The sequence below is a fragment of the Gammaproteobacteria bacterium genome, from assembly GCA_013151035.1.
Lineage (GTDB): Bacteria > Pseudomonadota > Gammaproteobacteria > JAADJB01 > JAADJB01 > JAADJB01.
In genome coordinates this window covers 1-11,193 of record JAADJB010000027.1, presented here as the reverse complement: position 1 = coordinate 11,193, position 11,193 = coordinate 1, and the positions used below count along the sequence as shown (strand labels likewise).

The 11,193-nt window shown below is 46.1% G+C and carries 12 protein-coding genes and 2 tRNA genes; 4 read left to right on the top strand and 10 right to left on the bottom strand.

Annotation, left to right across the window (positions count from 1 at the left end):
* Positions 1 to 79: 79 nt before the first annotated feature.
* The 3 genes from GXP22_06780 (at position 80) to GXP22_06770 (ending at position 1,639) form a co-directional block, all read left to right on the top strand.
* Positions 80 to 721 (top strand): NYN domain-containing protein, encoded by a 642-nt coding sequence (locus GXP22_06780; GenBank protein ID NOX09176.1) that lies wholly within the window; start codon positions 80 to 82, stop codon positions 719 to 721.
* A gap of 386 nt (positions 722 to 1,107) precedes the next feature.
* Complete coding sequence (locus tag GXP22_06775; GenBank protein NOX09175.1) at positions 1,108 to 1,371, top strand: type II toxin-antitoxin system RelB/DinJ family antitoxin; 264 nt, start codon at positions 1,108 to 1,110, stop codon at positions 1,369 to 1,371.
* Positions 1,361 to 1,639, top strand: a complete 279-nt coding sequence (locus GXP22_06770) for a type II toxin-antitoxin system YafQ family toxin (protein ID NOX09174.1) — start codon at positions 1,361 to 1,363, stop codon at positions 1,637 to 1,639. Before GXP22_06775 ends, GXP22_06770 begins: the two co-directional genes overlap by 11 nt.
* Before the next feature lie 200 nt (positions 1,640 to 1,839).
* Here GXP22_06770 and GXP22_06765 read toward each other — a convergent pair.
* From GXP22_06765 to recA, 7 genes are all read right to left on the bottom strand, one after another.
* Positions 1,840 to 1,916, bottom strand: a tRNA-Arg gene (locus GXP22_06765).
* Between the two features lie 103 nt (positions 1,917 to 2,019).
* Positions 2,020 to 2,110, bottom strand: a tRNA-Ser gene (locus GXP22_06760).
* A 112-nt stretch (positions 2,111 to 2,222) separates the two neighbouring features.
* Positions 2,223 to 2,411: a carbon storage regulator CsrA gene (gene csrA, locus GXP22_06755; GenBank protein NOX09173.1), complete on the bottom strand. Its 189-nt coding sequence runs from the start codon at positions 2,409 to 2,411 to the stop codon at positions 2,223 to 2,225.
* A 181-nt stretch (positions 2,412 to 2,592) separates the two neighbouring features.
* Positions 2,593 to 3,819, bottom strand: a complete 1,227-nt coding sequence (locus GXP22_06750; protein ID NOX09172.1) for an aspartate kinase — start codon at positions 3,817 to 3,819, stop codon at positions 2,593 to 2,595.
* Positions 3,820 to 3,935: 116 nt separating this feature from the next.
* A complete protein-coding gene (gene alaS, locus GXP22_06745) occupies positions 3,936 to 6,539 on the bottom strand; it encodes an alanine--tRNA ligase (protein ID NOX09171.1) in 2,604 nt (867 codons plus the stop codon).
* Positions 6,540 to 6,614: 75 nt separating this feature from the next.
* Entirely contained in the window at positions 6,615 to 7,115 is a 501-nt protein-coding gene (locus GXP22_06740) for a regulatory protein RecX (protein NOX09170.1), read from the bottom strand.
* Positions 7,116 to 7,153: 38 nt separating this feature from the next.
* Positions 7,154 to 8,188: a recombinase RecA gene (gene recA / locus GXP22_06735; GenBank protein ID NOX09169.1), complete on the bottom strand. Its 1,035-nt coding sequence runs from the start codon at positions 8,186 to 8,188 to the stop codon at positions 7,154 to 7,156.
* 162 nt (positions 8,189 to 8,350) lie between these two features.
* Between recA and GXP22_06730 the strand changes: the two genes are divergently transcribed.
* The gene (locus tag GXP22_06730; protein ID NOX09168.1) at positions 8,351 to 9,241 is read left to right on the top strand and encodes a WYL domain-containing protein; all 891 of its coding nucleotides are present in this window, start codon (positions 8,351 to 8,353) and stop codon (positions 9,239 to 9,241) included.
* A 1-nt stretch (position 9,242) separates the two neighbouring features.
* Here the strand turns inward: GXP22_06730 and GXP22_06725 are convergent, their stop codons facing one another.
* From GXP22_06725 to GXP22_06715, 3 genes are all read right to left on the bottom strand, one after another.
* Complete coding sequence (locus GXP22_06725; GenBank protein NOX09167.1) at positions 9,243 to 9,665, bottom strand: nicotinamide-nucleotide amidohydrolase family protein; 423 nt, start codon at positions 9,663 to 9,665, stop codon at positions 9,243 to 9,245.
* Positions 9,666 to 9,747: 82 nt separating this feature from the next.
* Complete coding sequence (locus tag GXP22_06720; GenBank protein ID NOX09166.1) at positions 9,748 to 10,044, bottom strand: PilZ domain-containing protein; 297 nt, start codon at positions 10,042 to 10,044, stop codon at positions 9,748 to 9,750.
* Positions 10,045 to 10,222: 178 nt separating this feature from the next.
* Positions 10,223 to 11,080: a ribonuclease D gene (locus GXP22_06715; protein NOX09165.1), complete on the bottom strand. Its 858-nt coding sequence runs from the start codon at positions 11,078 to 11,080 to the stop codon at positions 10,223 to 10,225.
* Positions 11,081 to 11,193: the final 113 nt, after the last annotated feature.

Below are 11,193 nucleotides of genomic sequence, written 5' to 3'. Positions count from 1 at the left end.
GTAGAAGATATTGAGGCTTTGTTGCCGGGTAGTGTTACGCAGGATCAGATAAGCCTTCGTTGAGCAAGAGCGTTGTTGGTTGAGCGCTTACTTAAGAAATACTAATTTCAAATGGCTTGATCCTTTCAAGCTATTTCAAGCAATTATAAAAATACAAAACCCATCTTCTAAAATTATCAAAATAAAATATTTTACGGCTCCTGTAAAAGCTAATTTTTCCTCCCACGGTCAAGAATCCTCAAAAGCTCAAAATTCATATCATAGAGCACTTAAATATATTTACAGCGATAATATAGAAATAATTGAGGGTTATCATACAGTAGAAGCAGGCTTTCCACCCCGCTATAAAAAACCCATAGACAAAAATGATCGTGTAGAAATATGGAAGTTTGAAAAAAAACAAACTGACGTAAATATAGCATTGCATATGTATAGAGACGCAATAAATGAAAGTAATATCCAACAAATATTAGTTTCTAATGACTCAGACCTTGAATTGCCTCTTAAACTAATTAAAAAAGATAAACCTAATATTACTCTGGGACTTATTATCCCAAGAGCAAAGCCAATAGGTAAACATTATCGTCCAACAAATAAAAGCTTAAGCCAGCATGTTGATTGGACTAGAAATCATATTCTCGATCAGGAGTGTCAAGAAGCACAACTTGATGAAAAAATTCCCACAAACAAAAAACCAATACTTAAACCATATTATTGGTAAGACTAAAGTTGCCCGACCATCTGGTTGCAACCGTCAGGTTTTCGCTATCCACTGGCCTGCGTGAGGGCAATGTAACGGGCTTAGAGTGGTCACAAGTTGATTTAACTCGAAAGGTCGCATGGGATTCACGCAGATCTGAATGGGATACCGCTCTATGTCTTACAGGAGCTGGGAGGGTGGTCTGACGTGCGAATGGTTCAGCGTTATGCCCACCTTGCACCTGAGCATTTATCGGAGTATGCAGACACGTTGTCTGGGATGTCTGGATATGGGGGTACATTAAATGGATTAAAAAATAGTCTATCAAATGATAGGTTATTTATATTGTAGTGCACCTTTCTATAAAATGGGCTACAATGTAGCTCAAGATATTGGGGGATTAAATCATGGCTGAAAACGCAGTAGTTCGCGCTCGTATTAATGAGCACATCAAAGAAGAGGCCGCCACCGTGCTGGCCACAATGGGGCTAACCGTATCAGATGCCTTTAGAATGATGTTAACTCGCATTGCCAGAGAAAAAGCATTGCCTTTTGAACCATTGGTTCCCAACAAAGAAACTATCCAGGCTATGAAAGAAGCTCGCCGTGGAAAATTGGTGTCTTTCAATAATGCCGATGATCTTATGGCTGACTTGAAGAGTGAGGATTGAAAGAACCGGTCAATTCAAGCGTGACTACAAGCGAGAGACAAAGAGCCAGCATCGTACGACACTGCAATCAGAATTGACTGAAGTGCTTAATACATTAATCAAAAATGAACCGCTTGCTGAAAAGCATCGAGATCATGCATTAACCGGTGAATGGAAAGATTATCGAGATTGTCATGTTAAACCCGACCTGGTGTTAATCTATCGAAAACCAAGTGACGAGGTATTACAACTTGTTCGTCTTGGTTCGCATAGTGAGCTGGGACTGTAATAAGCCAGCGCATGGCATCAGCATCTTAGCGTACGTTTTCGTACCGTTGGACTTCAAACCCTGGGTGCCATTCGGGTCAGAGCTCCTGAAAAATCACAACGAATTGAACGGCAATGGGACAGCGTAGACACAAACTCTACGTTTACCCCACGTTCAGACATAACAAAGGCCTACGTAAAAACGTAAGCCTTTGAATTGTTTGGCGCGCCCGGAGCGATTCGAACGCCCGACCGCCTGGTTCGTAGCCAGGTACTCTATCCAGCTGAGCTACGGGCGCTAACAACGGGCGTATTATCGCTAAAAAGGGGGGGTAAAGTCAATCAGTAAATACAGATATGATAATAAAAAAGCCCCGAAAAAACGGGGCCTTTTTATGGGTATGGCGGAGAGGGAGGGATTCGAACCCTCGATGAGCTTTTAACCCATACTCCCTTAGCAGGGGAGCGCCTTCGGCCACTCGGCCACCTCTCCAAATACTCGAAAAAAAAGTCTACTCCACCTCTCTTTCGCGCAGCGGGTAGCATACCGATGCTGCGGTCTGAGGTAAAGTCACTTTCGTTAAAAATATTACATTTATTTTAATTCAGGCTTCCTGTTCCTGTTGTTGCCGTTCCAGTTTAATGCGTTCGTAAATTTCTTCACGATGGACATCAATTTCCTTAGGCGCATTCACACCAATACGTACCTGATTACCTTTTACGCCCAACACTGTTACGGTTACATCATCACCGATCATCAGTGTTTCACCTACTCGACGGGTTAAAATCAACATCCCCTTTCTCCTTTTCTCTACTTCGCTTAGTTAAAACAACTCCCTGACTTATCCACACTCTCCCTTATACGTATGAATTTAACGTTCTCCATCCCTATAACTATAGATGAAGATTGTCCTTTGGTTTTTATATTTATTATTTAAAGCCATGCAATAATCATGGCTTTAAATACATCAAACACTAGCTCACCTTATCTAGCTCAAAGGCTTCATGCAAGGCACGTACACCCAGCTCAAGATATTTTTCATCCACCACCACTGATATCTTGATCTCCGAGGTCGATATCATCCGGATATTAATACCTTCTTTCGCCAACACCTCAAACATATTCGCTGCAATACCGGCATGTGAACGCATACCTACACCCACCAGCGATATCTTCACAATCTTATTATCACCCACCACACCCATTGCACCGAGCTCTTTGGCAATAGTCTGCAATACCGCTAAAGCCTTATCGTAATCATTACGATGCACGGTAAAAGTAAAATCGGTGGTCTTACCATCTGCTGCCATATTTTGCACAATCATATCAATCTCGATATTAGTGCTGGCAACAGGCCCTAAAATCTTGTGGGCCATACCGGGCTGATCTGGCACACCCAGAATAGTTAATTTCGCCTCATCACGATTAAAGGCAATACCTGATATCAATGCCTCTTCCACGGCCTCTTCCTCATAGGTAATCAGTGTGCCCTCACCTTCTTCTTCAAAAGAGGACAACACCCGCAATGGAACATTGTATTTCCCTGCAAATTCAACAGCACGTATCTGTAACACCTTGGAACCCAGACTTGCCATCTCCAGCATTTCTTCCGAGGTAATCTTATCCAGCTTACGTGCCTCTGGAACCACACGCGGATCAGTGGTATAAACACCATCCACATCGGTATAAATCTGACATTCATCGGCCTTCAGTGCGGCAGCTAATGCAACGGCCGTGGTATCTGAACCACCACGCCCCAAGGTAGTAATACTACCATGCTCATCCACCCCCTGAAAGCCAGCAACGACCACAACTTTGCCCGCATCAAGATCTTTACGCACACGCGCATCATCAATCTCACGAATACGAGCCTTATTATGAGCACTATCGGTGAGGATGTGTACCTGTCCACCGGTATAAGACAACGCAGCATAACCACTTTGCTGTAACGCCATACACAACAAAGCAATCGTCACCTGTTCACCGGTAGACAACAGAACATCCAACTCACGCGGCTCTGGGCTACTGGTCAACTCACCCGCCAAGGCCAACAGGCGATTCGTTTCTCCGCTCATGGCTGAGACCACAACCACCACATCGTCACCCTGATCACGGAAACGCGCAACCCGCCGAGCCACATTTTCAATACGCTCTGGTGAGCCTACAGAGGTTCCACCATATTTTTGAACAATCAGAGCCATGTGTTACTTCTCGAATAAAGGCGATAAATTAAACACTAAAACGCTCCAAAATGGAAGAAAAAAACGTTAAAATCCATGATAATCATCAACATTGAGCGTTTTTCACGAAAATAGCTTTATAGTAATTGAGTACGCACCCAATCTTGTACCAATGCCAGCGCAGCATCCAGGGATCCAGGCCGATCACCACCTGCCTGCGCCATATCCGGACGACCACCTCCTTTGCCCCCCACCTCGGCTGCTACCACCTTGATCAAATCACCTGCTTTCAACTGTTTGGTTAGTGATTTACTCACGCCAGCAATCAAATTAACCTTGTCTGCATCGGTTGCCATTCCCAGCACGACCACGGCATGACCCAGCTTATCCTTTAGCTGATCCATAGTGGTACGCATCGCCTTGACATCCACACCATCGAGACGTGCTGCCAGTACCTGCACACCATTAATATCCACCGCCTGTGAGGTAAGATCCTGACCTTGCTGACTCGCCATCCGCGTCTTGATCTGATCCAGCTCCTTCTCCAGAACACGAGTTTTTTCCAGCATTTGACCCAGCTTATCCACTGCCACCTCAGGAGTTGACTTTAATAGATCGGCTACCTGTTGCAGTTGTTGTTCACGTTGATCCAGCCATGCCAAGGCATTCGCTCCGGTGACCGCTTCAATTCGGCGAATACCTGATGCAATACCCGACTCAGATGTTATTTTTAGCAAACCAATATCACCCGCACTACTCACATGCGTACCACCACACAGCTCAACCGAGTGTTGACCCATCGATAACACCCTGACCTGATCACTATATTTTTCACCAAACAGGGCCATGGCACCGGACTTCACGGCATCCTCCATATTCATCACATTAGTTTTGACCACATCATTGCTGCGTATCCAGTCATTGACCTGATGTTCGATCTTGGATATCTGCTCCCGTGTCATTGCCTCAAAGTGAGAAAAATCAAAACGCAGGCGTTCGGGATCAACCAGAGAACCCTTCTGTTGCACATGCTCACCCAAGATCTTGCGCAAAGCTGCATGCAATAAATGAGTCGCCGAGTGATTCAGGCGAATGGCCTGACGACGAGCCATATCAACACGACAGCGCACTTTGTCACCCACTCTGAGTGTGCCCTGTTGCAGGATACCCGCGTGCATAAATATCTTACCATTCAGTTTAGTGGTCTCATTAACCGCAAAAATACCATCAGCCGTATCAATAATGCCATGATCACCTTCTTGACCACCCGATGTTGCATAAAATGGCGTACTATCCAGAACGATCATTGCTGTCTGACCATTGGCAACAGCATCAACAAAGGCACCGTCATAATAGATCTTTTCGATATTTGCATCACCATCCAGGTGTTCATAACCAACAAATATCGTCTCACCCTCTATCTTGAGATCAACCCCCTGAGCGATACCAAATTGACTCGCCGCACGCGCACGTTCCCGCTGTGCCTCCATTGCCCGTTCAAACCCGGCTTCATCCAGGGTAAGCCCCTTTTCACGCGCAATATCAGCCGTCAGATCCAGTGGAAAACCATAGGTATCATAAAGTTTAAATACAGTATCTCCGGGGATAACGCTACCGGATAATTCGGCAAGGTCATTTTCCAGGATCTTCATACCCTGCGACAAGGTCTCGGCAAAACGTTCTTCTTCACGTCTTAAGGCATCTTCTACCTCAGTACGCATGTTCACCAATTCAGGATAAGCCGCACCCATCTCATCACACAAGGGCCCGACTAATTTGTAAAAGAATATCCGATCCACACCCAGTCGATAACCATGACGAACAGCACGCCGAATAATGCGCCGCAATACATAACTGCGTCCTTCATTGCCGGGCAACACACCATCAACAATAAGGAAGGCACAAGAACGAATATGATCAGCAATCACACGTAGTGACTTATGATCGGTATCGTCGGTGCGCGTCACACTGGCGGCGGCCTTGATTAAATGCTGGAACAGATCAATCTCGTAGTTGCTATGTACTCCTTGCAGGATAGCAGCAAGACGTTCCAACCCCATGCCGGTATCCACCGAGGGTTTGGGCAGAGGGTTCAGCTTACCACTGGCATCCCGGTCATATTGCATAAACACCAGATTCCAGATCTCGATATAACGATCCCCATCTTCTTCCGGGGTTCCTGGCGGGCCACCGGGTACTGCCTCACCATGATCATAAAAGATTTCGGAACAAGGCCCACAGGGACCGGTATCACCCATTGACCAGAAATTATCCTTGGCACCAATGCGGGATAAACGTGCTGCATCAACACCAATCTCTTTCAACCAGATGTCAGCCGCCTCATCATCATCCTCGAATACGGTAATCCACAGACGTTCTGCTGGCAGCTTCAGTTCTTCAGTGAGAAACTCCCAGGCATAATGAATCGCTTCGCGTTTGAAGTAATCACCAAAACTGAAGTTCCCCAACATTTCAAAAAAGGTATGGTGACGTGCGGTATAACCAACATTTTCCAGATCGTTATGTTTACCACCGGCACGCACACAGCGTTGGGAACTCGTCGCACGTACATAATGACGCTTTTCATCTCCCAGAAACAGGTTTTTGAACGGAACCATACCCGCATTAGTAAACAGCAAGGTGGGGTCGTTACCCGGCACTAAGGAGCTGGAAGGTACAATTTCATGTTGCCTTGCATGGAAAAAATCCAGAAATACCTGGCGAAGTTCAGCACTTTTCATATTATATTCTTAATCTTTTTTACCGTTTCTTTTCAATGGTGCGCAGTGCACACCCTACAAACCACCAACAAACCATCAACCTAGAACCGCTCGAATCTGCTCATGGGTAAAACCCCGATACTGCAAAAAACGCTGTTGGCGGGCACGTTCTTTTATATCTGTAATCTGTCGACAGGCAAAACGTTTTTGATAAACCTGTTCAAGACACGAACCCCAGTCATCTTTATAGATACTCAGGTAATGCGTTATCAGATTATCATCAATCCCTCGTTCATGTAATTCTACACGAATACGCAACGGCCCATAGCCACGATCACGCCGCATACGCACATAAGCATCGGTAAAGCGATCCTCACTCAAGGCACCCTCTGCCATAAGAAGATCCAGAGCCTGCTTGATCGCCTCGGCATAATGACCGCGCTTAATGAGCTTCCGTTCTAGCTCACGGCGACTGTGCTCACGCCTGACCAATAAACCCAGCGCGACCCGATAGGCTTCCTTGATTACCCCACCTTGTTCCTGATCGATCTCCACCCGCACACACCCAAGCCTATAATTATAACAAGAAACCCCCATCATTTGCATCATAGGGGACGATATCAGGAAACCGCCAATTAGGCCTCCTCAAGCATGGCCACATCTTCTCCCTTGTCTTTCTTCGATGGCAATAGGCTGTCACGCAATTGTTGCTCAAGATCAGCCATAATATCCGGATTTTCTTTAAGAAAATTACGTACATTTTCTTTACCCTGACCAATACGATCATCCTTGTAACTGTACCAGGAACCTGCCTTATTAATCAGACCCGCCTGCACACCCTGATCGATCACCTCACCCTCACGCGAGATACCCAAACCATACAGGATCTCGAACTCTGCCTTCTTAAAGGGGGGAGCCATCTTGTTCTTGACCACTTTAACCCGGGTCTCGTTACCGACAATCTCATCACCCCTCTTGATCGCACCAATACGACGAATATCCATCCGTACCGAGGCATAAAACTTGAGCGCATTACCACCTGTTGTGGTCTCTGGGCTACCAAACATCACGCCAATCTTCATACGAATCTGATTAATAAAGATCACCATGGTATTAGAACGCTTGATATTACCGGTCAATTTACGCAGCGCCTGCGACATCAAACGTGCCTGTAGACCCATGTGTGAATCACCCATATCACCCTCAATCTCCGCCTTCGGGGTTAATGCAGCAACGGAATCGATCACAACAATATCAACCGCTCCGGAACGCACCAGCATATCAGTGATTTCCAGCGCCTGTTCACCCGTGTCCGGTTGTGACACCAGCAGCTCATCAATATCCACTCCCAGCTTTTCAGCATAGACTGGGTCCAAGGCGTGCTCGGCATCAACAAACGCCGCCGTGCCACCCAGCTTCTGCGCCTCGGCAATCACCTGTAAGGTCAGCGTGGTTTTACCTGAGGACTCCGGGCCATAGATCTCGATCACACGACCACGCGGCAAACCACCAATCCCCAGAGCAACATCCAGCCCCAGCGAACCGGTTGAGATCACATTGCCATCATTGATCAAACTCACATCTCCCATACGCATCACGGCACCCTTACCAAACTGCTTCTCAATCTGGCCTAATGCAGCACCCAGTGCCTTTTTCTTGTTCTCATCCATCGTATTCCCCTTCAGTATTTGTGTTCAATATAAAACAGCATGGCGTTAATATAGGTCATACATTTAATCATGTCAATACTTTTTATCACCTAGATATTAATTACCCTATAATAAATTGTATATAGCATTACATTGCTATAAGCCATATACTAATACGCTGTTATGAATACCCCAGAAACTCATATAAAAGCCCTCAAATGGAATACCCGGCAACGACTTCAATATATTGAGATCATAGCCTTTTATACCGGTACGGTAAGCCGTGGTGATGTTGCCAACACCTTTGGCATCTCGGATGCCGCTGCCACCAAAGACATCAAACTCTACAATCAACTCGCGCCTGACAATCTTATCTACAAACAGAGTGTCTTTGGTTTCGTGCCCGGCCCAGGCTTCAAGCAAACCTTAGCTGACCTTTCCCCCACACGGGTGTTACCCATGATTGCCAGCAATCTACCCACCAATGAGGGCCCCTATGGCGATAAATTACTTTATGGTGTCGCTGTCGACAGCCTGCCAATACCGGCACGCCTGCCGGACAAGGCAGTACTGGCTGAGGTTATTCGGGCAGCAAAACATCGACGCAAACTCAGTATTCGTTATCGTTCTCTGTCTGATCGCGATAGCGATGACCCACGCATCATCGAACCTCACTCCCTGATCAACACTGGCCTACGCTGGCATATCAGAGCCTATAATGAGGAAACCTTTGATTTTCGGGATTTTGTACTATCAAGAATTGATGTCGCCAAGATGCTGGAACAGGAAGCCGAATCTAGTATTGCCTATGATGATGACTGGGTAGAAACAAGCACCCTGAGACTCAGCCCCCACCCTGGGCTCAATGAAAAGAAAAGGCTCAATTTATTAATGGATTACGGCATACAACAAGGTAGCATTGATATTGAGGTAAGAAGGGCTTTACTAGGCTACACCCTGCAAAAGCTATCTGTGGATACGACGATAGATCACTCACTCAACTCGAATGCCTATCAACTTATTGTTATGAATCGGGATGAAGTCGAACCCTTTGCTGGCTGGGCATTTTTGTAAATTAAAGACTAATACGTTCGGTCACACCCTGAATCGCCGCCACCACCGCCTGCCTGCGCACTGCCTCACGATCACCTGAAAATAGATAACATTGAGAAGTCGGCGCATCCAACCCATCACCCCAGGCAATATAGACCGTGCCCACAGGCTTTTGTTCTGAACCCCCGCCCGGCCCGGCAATCCCGCTAACCGCCACCGCAATATCAGCCGAACTATGCGCCAATACGCCTGTTACCATCTCGCATACCACCTCAGCACTCACCGCACCATGTGTAGCAAGTGTCGTCGCACTCACATCCAACATATCCTGCTTGGACTGATTGCTATAGGTGACAAAACCACGATCAAAGTAATCTGAACTACCAGGGAAATCAGTAATTAATTTGGCGATCCAACCACCGGTACAAGATTCAGCCACTGCCATGTACCGGCTCCGAGCCAACAGCTCCTGGGTCAACCGTTGCAGCAAACCCTCAAGATCCGTTTCTTCATCCACACCTGAATACTCAGGATTTCATTTCACAAATCTCGACACCAACCTGATAACCGCCATCAATGTCCGGCATCACCCGCATTACCTTAACAATGGCATGCAGACCCGGCACAAAGGAGTCCTTCGGGTTCAGGCGCACCTCTAACATCGTTCCCTGTTCAAATTTCGTGCCCGAGATAAAACGCATACCCTTACCACTCAAGTCACAGGCCTTACCATTATGAGGTTCATTACTATCCAGAACTGAATAACTCAACTCACAGTCCAACACCATACGAATAAAATCCCGTTTTTCGCTATACTCACGCACGCCGAACACCCCCTAATCGATTACCAAACAGATCATAGATTAATATACATTCTAAATATACTGCATACCATCCATTTTTCCTACTATCAATTTAAAGAGGATCAAATTGGTATGTAATCCCAGTGGCAAAAAAGGGGTTATTAATGCGTAAAATCGTCGCATACGCGAGGATAACAAACTAGTTACTCTGTAAACATTCCAATAGCTCATTAACGGATTCATCCAGGATCCCATAACGTTTCAAGGCCGGCAAACCCAACAGTTGTTCACGATCCTGCGGTCTCTGTTTAACAATCTCAATCAAACCTTCATCTGATAGTGTATGCCGCCGTGGGCGATCTATTTTCTGCGCCTCTTTCTCACGCCATGCAGCCAATGATTTCAGCAGCACCTGTTCTTCTCTGGGTAAATGACGATGTCCCTTGACCTTACGCCACATCTTTTCATAGGGCACTTCAAAACGCTGTGGATGACTGATATCAGAAAATGCCCCGTTCAATTCCTTGAGTAAATTCTGTTCCTTCAGTTGTTGATGAATTATTGGAAAACACTGCGCCAGATAGATGACATCATTGGCAGCATATTCCAGTTGCCGTTGACTCAGTGGTCGTTGCAACCAGTTAGTCCGCGTCTGTGACTTATCAACATCAATGTCCAGACACTGTTTAATCAATGCGGCATAGCTCAACTGATCCCCGTAACCCAGCTTATTGGCAGCTATCTGAGTATCAAAGACCGGAGTGGGCAGGATGTTGTAGCTGCAATGGAACACTTCCATATCCTGACCTGATGAATGCAGCACCTTAAGCACATCGGGGTTCAGTAACAGATCAAGTAGTGGTTGAATATTATCAATCACTAGCGGGTCGATGCAGACCGTGCGTTCACCACAAGCGATCTGTACCAATGCCAGTTGAGGATAATAAGTCACCTCACGAAAGAATTCCGTATCCACACAGATAACCGCCTGTTGCGCAAAATGCTTACAGGCTGCCTCCAACGCATCTTCAGAATCAATTAGTTCATAATTAGTCACAATACATCCTTTCTCTTTTTTAATGGTGCGTAATACGCATATATGGTCTCCTCCCAGTTTGCAAGACATTGTGAACCTTTAACAGTGACAGGATTGCTTCCATATATCCGGCC

Bases quoted from the DNA above. Each gene is read 5' to 3' on its own strand.
- GXP22_06775 (NOX09175.1), top strand. From the start codon at position 1,108: ATGGCTGAAAACGCAGTAGTTCGCGCTCGTATTAATGAGCACATCAAA.
- csrA (NOX09173.1), bottom strand. From the start codon at position 2,411: ATGTTGATTTTAACCCGTCGAGTAGGTGAAACACTGATGATCGGTGAT.
- GXP22_06750 (NOX09172.1), bottom strand. From the start codon at position 3,819: ATGGCTCTGATTGTTCAAAAATATGGTGGAACCTCTGTAGGCTCACCA.
- alaS (NOX09171.1), bottom strand. From the start codon at position 6,539: ATGAAAAGTGCTGAACTTCGCCAGGTATTTCTGGATTTTTTCCATGCA.
- GXP22_06740 (NOX09170.1), bottom strand. From the start codon at position 7,115: ATGGGGGTTTCTTGTTATAATTATAGGCTTGGGTGTGTGCGGGTGGAG.
- recA (NOX09169.1), bottom strand. From the start codon at position 8,188: ATGGATGAGAACAAGAAAAAGGCACTGGGTGCTGCATTAGGCCAGATT.
- GXP22_06730 (NOX09168.1), top strand. From the start codon at position 8,351: ATGAATACCCCAGAAACTCATATAAAAGCCCTCAAATGGAATACCCGG.
- GXP22_06725 (NOX09167.1), bottom strand. From the start codon at position 9,665: ATGGCAGTGGCTGAATCTTGTACCGGTGGTTGGATCGCCAAATTAATT.